This window comes from Aquincola agrisoli, from assembly GCF_036621135.1.
GTDB classification, from domain to species: domain Bacteria; phylum Pseudomonadota; class Gammaproteobacteria; order Burkholderiales; family Burkholderiaceae_C; genus Aquincola; species Aquincola agrisoli.
On sequence record NZ_JAZIBG010000048.1, the window covers coordinates 142,368 to 158,574 of the forward strand.

At 74.2% G+C, this 16,207-nt stretch carries 13 protein-coding genes; 1 reads left to right on the plus strand and 12 read right to left on the minus strand.

What is annotated here, in order from left to right; translation table 11 throughout:
* The first annotated feature begins 4 nt into the window (after positions 1 to 4).
* Positions 5 to 1,192: a glycosyltransferase family 4 protein gene (locus tag V4F39_RS22430; protein ID WP_332292240.1), complete on the plus strand. Its 1,188-nt coding sequence runs from the start codon at positions 5 to 7 to the stop codon at positions 1,190 to 1,192.
* Between the two features lie 16 nt (positions 1,193 to 1,208).
* Here V4F39_RS22430 and V4F39_RS22435 read toward each other — a convergent pair whose 3' ends face one another.
* The 12 genes from V4F39_RS22435 to asnB form a co-directional block, all read right to left on the minus strand.
* Positions 1,209 to 1,523, minus strand: coding sequence for a hypothetical protein (locus tag V4F39_RS22435; protein ID WP_332292241.1), 315 nt, complete (start codon positions 1,521 to 1,523; stop codon positions 1,209 to 1,211).
* 1 nt (position 1,524) lies between these two features.
* Positions 1,525 to 3,042, minus strand: a complete 1,518-nt coding sequence (locus V4F39_RS22440) for a methyl-accepting chemotaxis protein (protein ID WP_332292242.1) — start codon at positions 3,040 to 3,042, stop codon at positions 1,525 to 1,527.
* Between the two features lie 52 nt (positions 3,043 to 3,094).
* Positions 3,095 to 3,562 carry a cache domain-containing protein gene (locus V4F39_RS22445; RefSeq protein ID WP_332292244.1) on the minus strand — a complete coding sequence of 156 codons (468 nt, stop codon included), beginning with the start codon at positions 3,560 to 3,562 and terminating at the stop codon, positions 3,095 to 3,097.
* 293 nt (positions 3,563 to 3,855) lie between these two features.
* Positions 3,856 to 4,815 (minus strand): glycosyltransferase family 8 protein, encoded by a 960-nt coding sequence (locus V4F39_RS22450; protein ID WP_332292245.1) that lies wholly within the window; start codon positions 4,813 to 4,815, stop codon positions 3,856 to 3,858.
* On the minus strand, positions 4,812 to 6,506 hold the full coding sequence (locus V4F39_RS22455; RefSeq protein ID WP_332292246.1) for a glycosyltransferase: 1,695 nt from the start codon (positions 6,504 to 6,506) through the stop codon (positions 4,812 to 4,814). Before V4F39_RS22455 ends, V4F39_RS22450 begins: the two co-directional genes overlap by 4 nt.
* The gene (locus tag V4F39_RS22460; RefSeq protein ID WP_332292247.1) at positions 6,503 to 7,975 is read right to left on the minus strand and encodes a class I SAM-dependent methyltransferase; all 1,473 of its coding nucleotides are present in this window, start codon (positions 7,973 to 7,975) and stop codon (positions 6,503 to 6,505) included. Before V4F39_RS22460 ends, V4F39_RS22455 begins: the two co-directional genes overlap by 4 nt.
* Positions 7,972 to 9,000 (minus strand): class I SAM-dependent methyltransferase, encoded by a 1,029-nt coding sequence (locus V4F39_RS22465; RefSeq protein WP_332292249.1) that lies wholly within the window; start codon positions 8,998 to 9,000, stop codon positions 7,972 to 7,974. Before V4F39_RS22465 ends, V4F39_RS22460 begins: the two co-directional genes overlap by 4 nt.
* 47 nt (positions 9,001 to 9,047) lie before the next feature.
* Entirely contained in the window at positions 9,048 to 10,247 is a 1,200-nt protein-coding gene (locus V4F39_RS22470) for a glycosyltransferase family 4 protein (protein WP_332292250.1), read from the minus strand.
* Positions 10,248 to 10,249: 2 nt separating this feature from the next.
* The gene (locus tag V4F39_RS22475) at positions 10,250 to 11,905 is read right to left on the minus strand and encodes a hypothetical protein (RefSeq protein WP_332292251.1); all 1,656 of its coding nucleotides are present in this window, start codon (positions 11,903 to 11,905) and stop codon (positions 10,250 to 10,252) included.
* Positions 11,902 to 12,846, minus strand: a complete 945-nt coding sequence (locus V4F39_RS22480; protein WP_332292253.1) for a glycosyltransferase family 2 protein — start codon at positions 12,844 to 12,846, stop codon at positions 11,902 to 11,904. The genes V4F39_RS22475 and V4F39_RS22480 overlap by 4 nt, the downstream gene beginning before the upstream one ends.
* Positions 12,843 to 14,222 carry a hypothetical protein gene (locus tag V4F39_RS22485; protein WP_332292254.1) on the minus strand — a complete coding sequence of 460 codons (1,380 nt, stop codon included), beginning with the start codon at positions 14,220 to 14,222 and terminating at the stop codon, positions 12,843 to 12,845. Before V4F39_RS22485 ends, V4F39_RS22480 begins: the two co-directional genes overlap by 4 nt.
* The gene (gene asnB, locus V4F39_RS22490) at positions 14,219 to 16,207 is read right to left on the minus strand and encodes an asparagine synthase (glutamine-hydrolyzing) (RefSeq protein WP_332292255.1); all 1,989 of its coding nucleotides are present in this window, start codon (positions 16,205 to 16,207) and stop codon (positions 14,219 to 14,221) included. The genes V4F39_RS22485 and asnB overlap by 4 nt, the downstream gene beginning before the upstream one ends.

Below are 16,207 nucleotides of genomic sequence, written 5' to 3' on the forward strand. Positions count from 1 at the left end.
CGCGATGGACGCAGCGGTGCGCGTGCTCTACAGCTTCCCGCACAAGATCGGCGCGGACCGCATATGCACCACTGCGTGGTACCAGGTGTGGGGGCTGGCCGAGGCGGGAGCGCAGGTGCAGCTTCACCCCGGCGCGGTGGTGCGCCCCCTGCCCGACACGGTCGGCGTGCAGCCGACGCTCGCGCGCGGCGGCTGGCGGCTGCCCTACCGCATGATCGGCAGCATGCGTGCGTTCTGGCTGCACGACCGCGTGGTGGCCGCGCGCCTGGAACGTGAGCACGCGCGCATCGACCTGCTGCACGCCTGGCCGCTCGGCGCCCTGCGCACGCTGCAGGTGGCCGCCCGCTACGGCGTGCCCACGCTGCTGGAGCGGCCCAATGCCCGCACGCGCTTCGCCTACGAGGTGGTGCGGCAGGAATGCGAGCGCGTCGGCGTGCCGCTGCCGCCGAACCACGAGCACGCCCACAACGAGCACGTGCTACAGCGGGAGGAGGCCGAGTACGCGCTCGCGACGCGGCTGCTCTGCCCGTCCGAGTTCGTCGCGCGCAGCTTCCTCGACGACGGCGTGCCGCCGCAGCGCCTGGCGCGGCACCGCTACGGCTACGACGAGCAGGTGTTCCAGCCCGCGCCCGGGCCCCGCCCGCAGCGCGAGGGCCTGGTCATGCTGTTCGCTGGCGGCTGCGCGCCGCGCAAGGGTCTGCACCATGCCCTGGCCGCCTGGCTCGCGTCGCCAGCCTCGCAGCACGGCCGCTTCCGGATCGCCGGCGCCTTCGTGCCGGGTTATGCGGAGCGCCTGTCGCGCTGGCTGGCCCATCCCAGCGTCGAGGTGCTGGGCCACCGCACCGACATGCCGGCGCTGATGCGCGATGCCGACGTGCTGGTGCTGCCCTCGGTGGAGGAAGGCAGCGCGCTCGTGACCTACGAGGCCCGCGGCAGCGGCTGCGTGCTGCTGGTCTCCGATGCGGCCGGCGCCGTCTGCCGCCACGAGCACGATGCGCTCGTGCATGCGGCCGGCGACGTCGAGGCGCTGAGCCGCCACATCACCGCGCTGCACGAGGACCGCGCCCTGCTCGAACGCCTGCGCGCGGCCAGCCTGGCCGGCACGCCGGACATCACCTGGCGAGCGGCCGGCGTGCGGCTGCTGGAGGTCTACCGCGAGACGATCGCCGCCGCGCAGGCGGCGCGCGCCTAGCCGGCCGCGGGGCCGCTCAGGACCACCGGCAACCTGCCGCCGGCCACGGGGGCACGGCGGGGCGCGCGGCCGGCAGCTCGGCGCCGTGCACCGACGGCCGGCCCTCGATCCACGAGGCCGATCCGGTGAGCGATCCGGCGGCCCGCGACCAGACGAAACCGCAGGTCGCGCACCGGTAGTGGAACGTCACCCCCTGCGACAGGCCGCCCGGGTGCTTGTGGGCCCGGGTGACACTGAGCCGGGCGTGCGCCTGCGCCGCGCGGTTGACGAACAGCTCGTCGCAGTCGCCGCACATGAAGCGCCGCTGGCGGGTGGCGAAGTCCTCGACCACCTCAGGCGGCTTCCAGGCGGAAGGCCGAGACCGCCGCGGAGAGCCGGGTCGCCTGGTCCTTGAGGCTCTCCGACGCCGCCGCGCTCTGTTCGACGAGCGCCGCGTTCTGCTGCGTCATCTGGTCGAGCTGGGCGACGGCGACGTTGACCTGGCCGATGCCGCTGCTCTGCTCCCGCGTGGCGGTCGTCACCTCGCTGATGAGCATCGCCACGCGCTGGACCTGCTGCATGATCTCGCCCATCGTGCGGCCGGCATCGTCCACCAGCCGCGAGCCCGCCTCCACCCGCTCGACCGATACGCCGATCAGGCTCTTGATCTCGCGCGCCGCGACCGCGCTGCGCTGGGCGAGCGTGCGCACCTCGCCAGCCACCACCGCGAAGCCGCGGCCCTGCTCGCCGGCCCGCGCGGCTTCCACCGCGGCGTTCAGCGCCAGGATGTTCGTCTGGAACGCGATGCCGTCGATCACGCCGATGATCTCCGCGATCTTCTGGCTGCTGTCGCGGATCTGGCCCATCGTGCTGACGACCTCGCCGACGATGTCGCCGCCGCGCGCCGCCACCGCGGACGACTGCGTGGCCAGGTCGTTGGCCTGGTCGGCGCTGTCGGCGCTGTGCTTGACGGTGCTCGTCAGTTCCTCCATCGACGCGGCGGTCTGCTGCAGGTTGCTCGACTGCTGCTCGGTGCGCGCACTGAGGTCGTTGTTGCCGACCGAGACCTCGGACGAGGCCACATGGATCGAGCTGGACGCCTGTTGCACCGTGCGCAGGGCTTCGCGGAAGCTGGCAACCGAGCGGCCCAGGGCCTCGACCAGGTCGCCCAGCTCGTCGGCCGAGCGGCGGCGGATCTCGCCCGTCAGGTCGCCGGCGGCCAGCCGCCTGGCGACGGCATTGGCTTCGCCGATCGACTGCAGCAGGCCGCGGCTGACCAGCAGCGCGACGGCGGCGCAGAGCACCACGGCCGCTGCCACCACGGCGCCGATGACCCAGAGCATCCTGCTGAAGGAGGCGTCCGCATCGGCGAACAGCGCCTCGGCATCCGCATTGGCCTGCGCCACGCGCCGGTCGACCTCGGTGGCCAGCGCCGTGGCCTGGCGGTCCGCGTCGGCCATCTGCGTGATGCCGTCGTTGGGGTCGATCGCCGACATCTCGAGCGACCGGTCGAGCGACTTCGAGAACCTGGCGACGTCGGCCAGCGTCTTGTCGCGCTCGGCGCCTTCGGGGCCCTTGGAGAGCTCCTCGGCGGCCTGGGCGACGATGGCCCGGGTCTTCTCGCGCGCGGCCAGCAGGTCGGCGTTGCTGAGGTTGGCGCCCCACGTCAGCGTGCGGTAGGCCAGCGCGTGCGCCGCGTAGAGATGCCCGCGCGCCGTCAGCGAGGCCTGCTGCTGCAGCAGCGCGCCCTGGCGAAAGCCGTCGATCCTATCGTTCAGGCGCGACATCATGAGCACAGAGAACGCCGCCGTCAGCAGCAGGATCACGATCGCCGCGGCGGGCGCGGTGAGGATCTTCCCTCGAATCTTCATTGCCTACCTCCCAACAACGTGAAGGGGCGCCGCCGTGTCGACGGCACCCGTATTACTTGTAGATGCCGCCGCAGACCACCGTGTCGGCCTGCTTCTCGCAGTACATGGTCTTCGGTTCGATCTTCTTCGTCGTCGGGTTGGTGTACTTGTAGTCCTGCCAGAAGCTGGTCTTGGTCTTCGCGGTCTCCATGCGCTCGCGGACGAACTCCTTGCCGTCGACGTCCTTGCGGTCGATCACGTTGACGCCCACTTGCTTGGCATTGGCGCCGTGCGCGAGCGTCGTACCGTCGAGGCGGAAGACGACCAGGTAGAGGTCGCGGTCGACCCACGGGCCGGACGGGTTGCTGAACTCGGCGTAGGCCTTCTCGGGGCCCATCGACTTGATCGCGGCGACACCCTTCTTGACCATCGCCACGGCCTCGTCCTTGGAGACGTTGGCCACCGCTGCCGAATGGCCGAGGCCCAGGACAGCGGCGGCGGCGATGCCGGAAGCGAGCGATTTGAGCGAAACAAAGGACATGGAACTGGCTCCTATGTGCAAGGGTGTGCGAAGGGGGGGACGGCACCCGCCGGATGCGGCGGCCAAAGGGCGCGATGGCCCGTGTGCCAAACACCGTATCGGTGCGCGGAGCAACACCCTTGAGGCGGTCGGGGGTTAACACCTAAGCCCCGGACGCCAGGGCCCTGCCCGCCCGGCGTGGGGACGTCAGCCGCGGTTCACCCACCCCCACGTCGGAGAAGGCTTCGGGCCTTGCGGGGTATACCGCCCAGATGTTCGCCTCCTCCAAGGCGGCCGGCCAGTACGCCGACTGACTACGCCGCACGCCGGCCCGGCGCCAGCGCCCCCTGCAGCCGCCGCTGCCCGCCGCGCAGCGCGCGCTTGATGCGCACCCACGCCTCGCGCCACGCGGGCACGCGCCAGCCGGCCCAGGCGGTGCGGTCGACGGCCTCGAAGAAGAACCGCCGGTCCGCCAGCTCGCAGCCCGGCAGCCACGGCTTCTCCGACGAGCTGAAGTGCACGATGCTCTGGTGTGCCGACGCGGGCGACCAGCAGGTCGGGGGCCCCTGCCGGTGCATGCGCGGCAGGGTCTGCCAGTTCCAGCGGAAGGGCAGTTCGTGCCAGTCGTGGTGCAGCAGCGCGTTGAGGCCGTCCTGGTCGCCCATCTGGATCAGGTCGCGGTGGGTCTCGAGGTACTCGACCACGCGCCGCCCGATGCCCAGCGCCCGCCACCGCGCCAGGTCCATCAGCAGCAGGCCCGAATTGAAGTACGGCGCATCGGCCGGGATGCCGAGCGCGGCGTGGTTGACCAGGCCCCCCGGCGCGCCGACGTGGCCGATGCGGTCGCGCACCGCGCCCACCGAGCGCCCGCCGAGGTCGGTGTCCCACAGGCTGGCCAGGTCCTCCAGCACCACCATGTCGGCGTCGAGGTACAGCGCCCGCCCCACGTCGGCCGGCAGCAGGTCGGGGATCAGCAGGCGCGCGTAGATCAGCGGGCTCATGTAGTCGTGCACCAGCCGCAGCCCCGCCAGGCGGCCCATCTCCAGCGGGATCCATTCGATGCGCGCCAGCGGCCGGCCGGCGCCCTGCAGCGAGCGCTCGACCTTGCGGCGCAGCGCCGCCGGAAACGCGCTGTGCAGCAGGTGGAAGACGATGCCGCGCCGCGCATCGGTGCGCCGTGCCGCCGAGGCCACGGCCGCGGCCAGGGGCATCGCGTAGCGCCCGTCGGCGGCGAGCACGAGGTGCATGCCGCCGCCTGCCGCCACGCCGTTCATGCGGCAGCCTCCCGGCATGTCGTGGCCGCGGCCAGCCGGCGCAGCGTGCCCGCATACGGGCCGAGCAGCGCCACCCCGAGCACACGCCAGCGTGCAGCCGACAGCGGATCCAGCGTCACCGCCCGCCACGCACGGCAGCGCGCGCCGCTGAAATCGCGCACCACGCGCGAGACGTAGGCGCTGTGGCTGGCCACGGCCACCGGCAGCATGTCCTGCGGGCCGACCGGCGCGAAATGCCGCCCGTCGGCGGCGACGTGCCACAGGCTCAGCCCCACGTCCGCCGGCGACAGCACGGGCCCGCTGGGCGCCAGCGTGTGCGGCCGGTGCACGAGGCCGTCGGTCACCCGGTAGACCGCCTCGAGCCGTGCCTGCCAGCCGGCACCCACATGGTCCGCCAGCAGCCGCGCGCGCAGCGCGGCGCCCGCTGCGGCGCACCGCGCCGGATCCTGCGCCAGCGCCACGGCCTGGTCGATGTAGGCCGCCTCGTCGGGCGGGTTGGGCAGCAGGTCCGCCACCGCGTCGTCGTTGGCCACCAGCAGCTCGAACAGCGGTGCATACGCCGGCACCACCGGCAGGCCGCAGAGGGCGGACTCCAGCAGCGCGGTCTGCGAGCCGAAGGGGAAGGATTCGAGGTACACGTCGGCGGCGGCGCGGTAGACCGACGGATCGTCCACGCTGCCCACCAGGTGCAGCCGGGCGTGGGGCACGCTGCGCAGGTGCGGCGCCAGCGCCGCCGGCGTGGCGCCGACGACATAGAGGTGCGCTCCCGGCAGCCGCTCGAGGATGCGCCCGGCCGTGGCCACGAAGTCGAAGTCGCCGCAGGGCCGGTACTTCACCTCGCGGCCGATGCTCAGCAGCACCGTGCGGTCCGGCCGGATGCCCAGGGCCTGGCGGGCCAGCGCGCGTGAAGGCACCTCCTCGCGCACGGCCAGCGGCACCGGCAGCACGAGGTTCACCGCCACCTGCCGACGCGCCGCGCTGTGGGCACACGCGGGCGAGCGCAGGTGGATCACCGCGTCGGCCACCGAACTGCCCAGCCAGAACTGGTGGTCGGCATGGTGGAGCACGGCGACCGGCGGGCCGCCCGGCACGGCGAAGGCGACGACGGGGATCACGTCGTGGCCGTCGTGGTGCAGCACCACCAGGTCGGCATCGCGCCGCGCCACCTCGCGCAGCCAGCGCGCGCGGTCCAGCACCGGCGCATACGACGGCAGGCTCGCGAAGTCGCCGCCGCTGGCGCGCACCGCCTCGATCAGCCAGGCCGGCACCGGCCGCGCCTGCTGGTCGAGCAGCACGAGCGAGTGGCAGCGCGTCGCGTCGCTGCGCACCCAGTGGCCCAGCATGCGCGCGTGGCCGGCGATGCCGACCATGTGCGTGGCGACGTGCAGCACCCGGCGCCGGCCGGGATGCTGCGGCGGCCGCATCACGATGCCCAGGTCGTCGGGCGGCAGCGGGTACGACAGGCTGCCGATGCGCAGCGCGATGTTCTCGATCGCGCCGTCGGCGAAGCGGCCCGCATGGAACGCGGCGGCGAAGCCCGCGGCCGTGGCCACCGCCGCCAGCGCCGCCTCGGGCCGGCGCACCGGGTCGAAGGACTGGCAACGCCGCACGGCCCATTCGTAGGCATCGCTGTTCGAGCGCAGGAAGGCGTCGGCGCCGGCACGGCGCGGGGGGGCGTCGTGGTGCTTCATCGCCGTGCCTGCAGGGCCCAGCGGGGGCTCATCCACGGCCGCAGCCAGCCGGGGCACCAGCGGGCGCCCCGCCCGCCCCCCGACCAGCGCAACGCCACCTGCAGGGCTTCGCGGCGCAGCAGGCGCCGCAGCACCCGCGGGCCGACGGTGTGCACGCCGCTCTCCTGGTAGGAGCGCAGCAGGCGCGCCTCGCCGCGGCCGAGCAGGCGGCGCGCCCACAGGCGCAGCGTGCCGAAGTGCGGCCCTTCGAGCAGCAGCGTGCCGCCGGGTGCGAGCAACGCCACGCACTGCGCCAGCACCGCCTGCGGCTGCGGCACGAGGTGCAGCAGGTCGCTGGCGACCACGCAGTCGAAGCGCCGGCCGGCGAGCCGGGCCAGGCCCTCCTCCAGCGGCCCGTACAGCACCTCGACGCCACGCGCGGAGGCGCCCGCGCCGACGACGGCGTCGAGCGGCAGCGCGGTCACGCGCACCCCGCGCGCGACCCATGCGGCCTCGGCCTCGCCGTCCCCGCAGCCGATCGACAGCACGCTGCGGGCCCCGCCGGGCAGGCATTCCGGCGCCGGCGCGGCACCGCCGGCAGGCCGGCGCGTGTGGTAGGCCTTGGCCCATTCGCCCTGGTCGATCGTCGTCTCGCCCGCCAGCAGCCGGGTGGCCGGATGCTCGCCGCGGCCGATCGCGAGCAGGGTGCGGACCTCCTGCTGCGCCGCGGGCAGCGACATGCCGAGCTGCCCCGCATAACGGTCGGACAGGTGGTGGATCAGGAAGTCGTCCAGCGCACTCACGCAGACGACCTTGCGCATGCCGCAGCGTGTGTACGGATCGGTCGCGGCGGTGCACAGCATGTCGTAGCGGCCCTCGGCGGGCGCGCGGTCGAAGCCGCCGGAGTCGATCGCACGGCGCAGCTGCGCGCGCGTGAGCAGGAAGAACGCCGCGTGCTCGTTGCTGAACTCGGCCACCGTCTCGCTACCGCGCCGCTGCACCGACGCCGGCTTCCAGTGGAAGCTGCCATGCGCCTCGGGCAGCCACACGCCGCCCTCGCGGTCGACCTCGTAGCGCAGGAAGCCGGCGATCTCGTCGTCGGCCAGCAGCGGCGAGATGCGCAGGAAGGCATCGACGTGGCGCTGCAGGACCTCCATGTCGTCTTCCGAATAGGCGAACAGGTCGTAGGCCTCGGCCTGCTCGACGAAGAGCCGCTTGTGCGCAAACGGCAGCGACCACGGGTTCTTCGACGGCAGGCCGACCACGACGCGCACGTCCGGCCCGAGGTCCTTCGGCGCGTCGGACAGCACCACCACGTCGACCGACAGCGACATCGCACGGTACCCGGCGATCACCCAGCGCAGCAGCGGCAGGTTGCGCTCGCCGTAGCAGGCGATGGCCACGAGCATGCGCAGCCGCCGGCGGGCCGGCGCGGCCGGCGGGGCGCCCCGCGGCGCGGCGCCGGGATCGAAGGCCTGGCGCGCGTTCATGGCCGCTGCGCCGTGGCGGCGATGCAGTCGCCCCAGGCCGGCCGCCACCACAGCAGCGCCCGCTGGGCGAGGCAGAACCACGCGGAGGTCCAGGCCGCCCCGCGTCCCCGCGCCGCGCCGTCGCGCAGCAGCGCGCTCTCGCGCACGATCGACGGTGCGACCCAGGGCCCGACCCGCACCCCGGCGAAGCCTGCACCGTCCAGCAGCCGCTGCATCGCCGGCGGCGAGAGCACCTGCAGGTGCCGCGGCGGCTCCAGGCCGCGCCAGCACGCCCCGAACCAGGCATGGCCCAGGCTCGCGGCGTTGGGGGTGAAGAGCACGAGGCGGCCCCCCGGGCGCAGCAGGCGCGCGCATTCGCGCAGCGTGGCGGCGGGATCGGGCACGTGCTCGATCACGTGGTTCAGCGTGATGGCGTCGAAGCTCGCTGGCGCGAAGCGCTGCTGCTCCAGCGTGCCGGTGGCGACCGCGAGCCCGCGCGAGCGCGCGAGCGCGGCCGCGGTGTCGTCGAACTCCACGCCCGCCACCTGCCAGCCGTGCCGCCGCATGGTGGCCAGCCACTCGCCGCTGCCGCACCCCACATCGAGCAGGCGACCGCCGGCCTGCGCCGGCAGCAGCCGCACCTCGCCGTCGGCGGCGTCGCGCCGGGCGCGCAGCCCGGCCATCAGCAGCATGCCCCAGCGCACGCGGCCGGCCGGGCCGTAGCCGTAGCGCTCGGCCAGGTAGCGGCGGTGCAGCCGGCCCAGCAGCCTGTGCAGCGGGCGGGCGGCAGGGGCCGGCCGCTCGGCGGGCCGGTCGGCGTGGGTGTAGTAGCGCGCATAGGCCAGCCCGAGGTCCGCCGCCAGCGGCGACGGATCGAGCCAGAGCGAGCCGCAGTCCGCGCCCGGGCAGCGCCGCACGCCCCAGGCGCCCGGCGCGCCGAAGAGGCGGTCGTGCAGGCCGCGGTAGAGCCAGGCGCCGGTGGCGCCGCACACCGGGCAGGCGGGGCACGGCACGGTGCGGATGGCCGCCGCGGGGGAGCCGGCCATGCGCCCGGCCGGCGCAGAGGTCGGCAAAGAGGTCGGTGCCGGTTGTTTCATGCCGGCCCCAGGCCGAGCCCGTCGGCGTAGGCGCGCAGCAGCCGCGGCACCGAATGCTCCCAGGCCAGCGACTCGGCCACGCGGCGGCGGCCGATCTCGCCCATGCGCGCGCACTCCTCGGGCCGGTCGAGCAGCCAGCAGACGCGGGCGGCGAAGTCCTGCTCGTCGTTGGCCTGCGCGTAGAGCGCGGCGCCTTCGGCCGAGCGGCGCGTCTCGGGCAGGTCGAAGGCCACGCTGGGCTTGGAGAGCGCCATGTACTCCATCATCTTGTTCATCGTCGACTTGTCGTTGAGCGGACTGGACGGGTCGGGCTGGATGCAGACCGTGGTGGCCGACAGGTGGCGGCGCGCCTCCTGCTCGGGCAGCAGCCCGGTGAAGTGCACCCACGGCTCGATGCCCAGCTCGCCGGCCAGGGCCTGGATGCCCGGCAGCGCATCGCCGTGGCCGATGATCACGGCGAGGAAGTCGCGCCGCCCGAGGCGGTGCACCATGTGCGCGATGGCCCGCAGCCAATAGTCGAGCCCGTCCTGCGGACCGATCATCCCGACGTAGCCGATGAGGTGTGCGGCCCGGCCGCGCAGCGCCGGGTCGGGCGGCATCGGCTGGTACGACAGCGGCGGCCCGTTGCGCACCACGAAGACCTTGTCGGCCGGCTTGCCACCGCGCTCGATTGCCAGCTGGCGGTACGACTCGTTGGTCGCGATCACGACGTCCGCCGCCGCGTAGGCGCAGCGCTCGGCCAGCCGCAGGCATCGGTAGGCGATGTCCTTGCGCTGCCGCGCGGAGCGCGAGAGGTAGATCTCGGGCGACAGGTCGTGCTGGTCGAACACGAACTTCTTGCCGCACAGCCCGGCCACCGCGCCGATCGCGCACAGCACGTCGGGCGGGTTGGCGGCATGCACGACGTCGACACCCTCGCGCAGCACCACCCAGCCCGCCAGCGCGCCCATCGCCAGCGTCGCGTAGAGGAACTCGAACGCATAGCCGGCGATGCCCCGGCCGCCCGGCGGCTGTGGGAAGCGGTGCACCCGGATGCCGTCGATCTCCTCGCGCCACCGCTGCCCGGGCGCGCGCGGCGCGATCACCGAGACGCGGTAGCCGGCGTCGCGCAGGGCCTGGGCCTCGCGCCGCACGCGGAAGTCGAAGGGGTAGCTGTTGTTCTCCACCAGCAGCAGCACGCGCACGGCCTGTCGCATCGTCAACTCCTCGGGTCGAGCCCGGGCACGGCCGCCGCGCGGGCCGGACCAGGCAGCATCACGGAAAGCCGGTCGCGGGCCTCGGCGAGCAGGCGCCGCACCGCCAGCGCCGGCCGGCGCCGCGGCGGCGCGGACTCGTCGGGCTCCGCGGGCGCGGCCGCCTCGATCGTCAGCGCCGGGAGCCCTGGGGCGTCGGACCTGATGCAGTGCCAGCGCACGCCCGGCCGGGGCTCGACCTCGACGGCGCCGCGCGGCCAGCCGCCGTCGAGGGTGAGCTCGACGCGCCGGCCGAAAGGCCGCACGCGGCAGATATCGCCCTCGCGGCGCCACGCCGCGCCGCGCGCAGCCAGCGACGCCATGCCCGACCAGTGCACGTCGCCCAGGCCGTTGATGAAACCGGCCCACTCGTCGAACAGCGCGGGCCCGCCGCGCAGGTCCTGCTGGTGCACCCGCAGCACCAGGGCCTGGCCGAGGTAGGCCGCCAGCAGCAGCGCGTTGCGCGGCTCGCCGCCCAGCCCCCAGCGCGGCATTACCGGGCAGGACTGCACCCATTCCGCCGGCGCGTATCCCGCGGTGCGGTGCCAGGGTGCGCCGGGGTTGTGCGCCCGCAGCGAGCCGGTGGACAGGCACGCGCCGTCGAAGCCCAGGGCCGGCAGCAGCGCGAGCATCGCGGCGCTGCACGCGCCGTGCGGCGGCACCATCACCCGGCTCACCGACACGCCCGCCGCGGCCTCGAGCCGTCGGATGCGCCGCAGCGCCTGCTGCAGCAGCGCGACCGCGCCGGGCGCGCTGCGCGGCACCGACAGCTCGTTGCGCGCATGGTCGTTGCCATGCACCGTGAGCGACAGCGTGGACGGATGCTCGCGGAAGATCGCCGCGGTGGCCGCGTGCGTGAACCAGGTGTCGGCCGGCACGGTCGCGAAGCACACGTGGTAGCGGTGGCGGGCGGCCTGCCGCGACAGCACGCGGTAGTCCACGTGGCCGTAGCTCGGCCAGTGCAGGTTGGGGTCGTCGACCATGAACGCGGCGCGCAGCGGCGGCGCCACGAAGGCCGCTTCGCCCGACACGATGCGCAGCAGGTGCAGCAGCGGCAGCAGCTCGATGAAGCGCTGGCCGTTGAACACATCCGCGAAGCCCTGGCCTTCGGCCAGCGCCGGCAGTGCGAAGGCGCTGCGGTGGTGGGCGGTCCCGGCGCGCTCCTCGACCGTCCACCACGGCTCGCCCCCGCAGGTCGCCAGCACGCGCGTGCCGCCGGGCGGCGCCGCCAGCGGCGCCCGTGCCGAGGCCCGGGTGCGCAGCGTGCGCCCGCGCAGCGGCCAGGGCACGGCGGGGTCGTCGGCGAAGCGCACGTCCACCGCCATCAGCGCGTCCTCGTGCGCCGCCGCGGCCCAGAGCGAGACCCGCAGCGACGGCACGCGCTCGGCCTGCGCATCCTCGCCCCCGCCGGCCCCCTGGCCGTCGTCGTCGGCCGCGAGCAGCTGCACGCGCAGCGCACGGCGGGCCTGCAGGCTGATGCGCGATTGCCGCGCCTCGTCGAACCGCACCGGCAGCAGGGCCTCCAGCAGCGCCAGCAGCGGGCGCGCATGGGCGATGGCGCTGTGCGGCCCCTGCAGGCTGCAGATGGCGCGCGGCGCGGCGGCGGCGTTGGCGGGGGTCACGCGACGTCCTTTCCGGTGAGCAGCCAGCGCAGGCACGCCAGGTCCTCGCGCAGCTTGTGGCGCAGCGGGTCCGACGGCACCCCGCCCAGCAGCCGCCGGACGCCCCGCGCCGCCAGCCGCAGCCCGTGGTGCAGCAGCGCCAGCGAGCGGAACAAGGCATCGCCGGCCAGGCCGTAGTACTTGCGCCAGTACGCCAGGTTCGACCGCAGGTACTGGATGCTGTAGCGCAGCGGCGCGTTGGCGGAACTGGCGCCGCCGTGGTGCAGCGCGACGGCGGCCGGCTCGAACACGATGCGCCAGCCGCGCGCGGCGAAGCGCCGGCACCAGTCGACGTCCTCCATGTAGAAGAAGAACCGCTCGTCCAGCGGGCCGACCTCCGCGACCGCGCTCGCGCGTGCCAGCCAGAAGCAGCCGCTGAGCACCTCGGCCTCGGCGCGGGTGTCGTGCGCGAAGTGCCGCATCTCGTGGCCCGAGAGCAGCGCATGGCGGCCGAACACCCGGTCCAGCGCCAGCGTGCGGCACAAGGTGTTCCACACGGTGGGCCTGCGCCGGCAGCTGCCCTGCGCCCGGCCCTGCCGGTCGACGATGCGCGGCCCGGCCAGCCCGATGCGGGGGTCGGACTGCAGGCAGCCGGCCAGCGCCTCGAAGCAGCCCGGCCGCACCTCCACGTCGGAGTTGACGAGCGCCAGCAGCGGCCCGCACGCGAGCGACATGCCGAGGTTGTTGGCGCGGGCGAAGCCGAGGTTGGCACCGGCCTCGACGAGCCGCACCTCCGGGAAGGCGTCGCGCACCATCGCGGCCGAGCCGTCGGACGATGCGTTGTCGACGACGATCACCTCGCCGACGACGCCCCCGCGCCCGCACGCGCGCACCGACTGCAGGCAGGCGTGCAGGTACGCCCTCGCGTTCCAGCTGACGATGATCACCGAGATGCCGTTCATGAGCGCACCATCCCCCGGCTGTGCCAGTGCCCGGGCAGCGTGTCCTCCTCCGCGGCCGCCTGGCCCTGGTGCAGCACCAGCGCGGCGATGCCTGCGAGCGTGAGGTAGACGAAGAACACCGACTGGTCGAACACCGACACCGACATGAAGTTGAGCAGGTGGCCGAACAGCGTCGCGCCGAGCAGCCAGGCCAGCCGGTCGGGCGGCAGCGGCGCGGCGGCGCGGGCCCCGTTGTCCCCGTCCCCGGCCGCCGTGTCGGGCGCCTGGCCAGGCACCGTGTCCGGCGCGCCGCCGTTCGCGTGGACCACCCGCCCCACGTCGCGGAACGCCGAAGCCAGCACCGCCACGAACAGCAGCATCAGCAGCAGCCCGCCCATCACCCCCATCGCCAGCACATGGTTGGTGATGTCGGTGTGCTGGCGGTTCGCGTAGATGCCCGAGGCCATCCAGTGCCGCGTGTAGTCGGTGCCGACGAGCCACCATTCGTCGAGGTGCTCCAGCGCCGAGCGGATCAGCTGCGCGCGGTGCCAGCCGCGGCTGCCGCCGGCGATGTCGACCCGCGCCAGCACGAAGTAGAACGGGTCGTTCATCACGCCTTGGAGCGCGATGCCGGCCGCCACCAGCGCCAGCCGCACCTCGCGCATGTGCCAGCGCAGCGGCCAGAAGCACAGCGCCAGCACGATGAAGCCGGCCATCAGCACGGGACCGCTCGAATGGCTGGCGTACAGCATCGCGGCGGCATCGAAGAAGCCCAGCAGCGCCAGGCCGCGGCGCTGGCGCCACAGCGCGATCGCCATCGGCACGCAGGCGGCGCCGACCGTGCCCGCCAGGATCGGATGCGCAAAGGGGCCGCTCGCGCGCAGCTGGCCGTCGCGCATCGCCGCCATCGGGTTGACGCCGCCCAGCACCGAGAACGCGTTCTCGCCGGTGTGCGTCTCCACCAGCATCAGCAGCGACACCGGCAGCAGCGCCGCGCAGGCGGCGCCGAAGAGCCGCAGCAGCTCCTGCGCGTCGCGCACGAACACACGCAGCAGCACGTAGCAGCCGAGGTCGCTCCAGACGATGCCGGCGCGGTAGATCCAGGTGCCGGGCTCGTGGAAGACCGCGCTGCCCACCAGCCACGCCGCCCAGGCCAGCATCAGCCTGTCGGTCGTGCCCACGCCGCCGGCCATCGACTCGCCGCGCACCAGCACGCGCAGCACCCCCACCGCGACCAGCAGGCGCAGCACCGAGAAGTTGGCCGGCCCGATCTCGATGGCCACGCCCGTGGTGGTGTACACCGCGGCCAGCAGCAGCGGCAGCGCGGCGAACGTGCGCGGCAGCGTCCACAGCGCGATGGCGCCGACGCCGGCCAGGCCCAGCGAGAGCAGGTTCACGCCGGCGCCTCCTGCGGCAGTGCCGGCGGGTGCGGCGGCTGCCAGGGCCGGGCCGGCGCGGCGGCCGGCGCCTCGGCCGGCGACCATGCGCCCGCCCCGCCCGCGTCCGCGAACTCGCGGTGCCAGAGCTCCAGCACCAGCAGCGAGAACACTTCCTTCGACCCGCCCTCGCCGCGATCGTGCGCCCGCAGCAGGCGCTCGACGGCGTCGCGGCGGAAATAGGCCTGCGTCAGCGCCTGGCGGTCCAGCAGCGCATCGAACACCAGGCCGCGCAGCTCGTGCCGCAGCCAGCGGGCGTACGGCACCGGGAAGCCGGTCTTGCGGCGCGACAGGATCTGCGCGGGCACCGCCTGCGACAGCGCGTCCTTGAGGATCCGCTTGAGCGTCCAGCCGCGCACCTTGAAGTGCGCCGGCAGCGACGCGGCGAATTCGAGGATGCGCGGGTCGAGCAGCGGCACGCGCAACTCCACCGAAGCGGCCATCGTCATGCGGTCGGCCTTGACCAGCAGGTCGTCGGGCAGCCAGGTCTTGCTGTCGACGTAGAGCATGCCGCTGAGCAGCGGCTGGCCGCGCATGCGGCGCCAGAGCGCGTGCGTGGTGTCGTCGGGGCGGTGCCGGCCCAGCGCCTCGGCGAACGCCGGCCGGTACAGCGCGGCCTTGAGCCGGTTGAAGGGCGAATGCGGCGTGGCGGTGCGGCTGAGGTAGTAGCGGTCGATGGTCAGCGCCGACAGCGCGGCGTAGTGGCTGCCGCGCCGCCAGCCCGCGCCCCGCAGGGCCTGGAAGCCGCCGCGCAGCAGCCAGGGCGCCCCCGGCGCCGCCGCCTTCAGCCGCTCGAGCATCAGCAGGTTGCGGTACTCCGGGTAGCCGCCGAAGGCCTCGTCGCCCCCCTCGCCCGACAGCAGCACCTTGACGCCGGCGTGCCGTGCCGCGCGCGCCAGGAAGTGCAGCGCGATCGCCGGCGGCTCGCACACCGGCTCCTCCATGTGCCGCACATAGGCCGGCAGGTAGTCCCGGAACTGCGCCGCGCTCATCGAGACCTCGTGGTGGACCGTGCCGAAGCGCTGCGCGGCGATGCGGGCGTAGGGCCGCTCGTCGGCGAAGCCCTCGCCGTCGAAGCCCATCGTGAAGCTGTGCAGCGGCGCGGCCGAGGCGCCGGCCGCGTGGGCGAGCACGCCGGTCGAGTCGACGCCGCCGCTGAGCAGCACCCCCACCGGCACGTCGCTGATCAGGTGGTCGCGCACCGAGCGGCCGAGCAGGCCGCGCAGGGCCTCGACGGCCTCCTCGTAGCCGGCGGCGCCGGCCGGCGTGTCGAAGCGCAGGTCCCAGTAGGGGCGGACCTCGGTGCGGCCGTCCTGCACCGTCATCCAGTGGCCCGGCGCGAGGCGCTGCACGCCGTCGAACAGCGTCTGCGTGCCCGGCAGGTAGTAGTGCGTGAGGAAGCGGTCGATCGCCTGCAGGTTCACGCCGCGGGCGACGGCCGGGTCGCACAGCAGCGGCTTGATCTCCGAGGCGAAGAGCAGCGAGCGCGGCGTGCGCGCGTAGTAGAGCGGCTTGATGCCCAGGCGGTCGCGCGCCAGCAGCAGCTTGCGCCGCCGCTCGTCCCACAGCGCCAGCGCGAACATGCCGTTCAGCTGCGCGATGCAGTCCTCGCCCAGGTCCTCGTAGAGGTGCACGATGACCTCGGTGTCGGACGCAGTGCGGAACCGGTGCCCCGCCGCTTCCAGCGACGCGCGCAGCTCGCGGAAGTTGTAGATCTCGCCGTTGAAGACCACCCACACCGAGCCGTCCTCGTTGGGCATCGGCTGCGCGCCGCCTTCCAGGTCGATGATGCTCAGCCGGGTGTGGCCCAGGCCCACCGGCCCGCGGACGTACTGGCCGCTGCCATCGGGCCCGCGGTGGCCCATCTGCGCGGCCATCGCACGCACCAGCGCCTCGTCGGCCTGCGCTTGCGGGCCGGTCTGCAGTACGCCGCTGATGCCGCACAT

Bases quoted from the DNA above. Each gene is read 5' to 3' on its own strand.
- V4F39_RS22430 (WP_332292240.1), top strand. From the start codon at position 5: ATGGACGCAGCGGTGCGCGTGCTCTACAGCTTCCCGCACAAGATCGGC.
- V4F39_RS22440 (WP_332292242.1), bottom strand. From the start codon at position 3,042: ATGAAGATTCGAGGGAAGATCCTCACCGCGCCCGCCGCGGCGATCGTG.
- V4F39_RS22445 (WP_332292244.1), bottom strand. From the start codon at position 3,562: ATGTCCTTTGTTTCGCTCAAATCGCTCGCTTCCGGCATCGCCGCCGCC.
- V4F39_RS22450 (WP_332292245.1), bottom strand. From the start codon at position 4,815: ATGAACGGCGTGGCGGCAGGCGGCGGCATGCACCTCGTGCTCGCCGCC.
- V4F39_RS22455 (WP_332292246.1), bottom strand. From the start codon at position 6,506: ATGAAGCACCACGACGCCCCCCCGCGCCGTGCCGGCGCCGACGCCTTC.
- V4F39_RS22460 (WP_332292247.1), bottom strand. From the start codon at position 7,975: ATGAACGCGCGCCAGGCCTTCGATCCCGGCGCCGCGCCGCGGGGCGCC.
- V4F39_RS22465 (WP_332292249.1), bottom strand. From the start codon at position 9,000: ATGGCCGGCTCCCCCGCGGCGGCCATCCGCACCGTGCCGTGCCCCGCC.
- V4F39_RS22470 (WP_332292250.1), bottom strand. From the start codon at position 10,247: ATGCGACAGGCCGTGCGCGTGCTGCTGCTGGTGGAGAACAACAGCTAC.
- V4F39_RS22480 (WP_332292253.1), bottom strand. From the start codon at position 12,846: ATGAACGGCATCTCGGTGATCATCGTCAGCTGGAACGCGAGGGCGTAC.
- asnB (WP_332292255.1), bottom strand. From the start codon at position 16,207: ATGTGCGGCATCAGCGGCGTACTGCAGACCGGCCCGCAAGCGCAGGCC.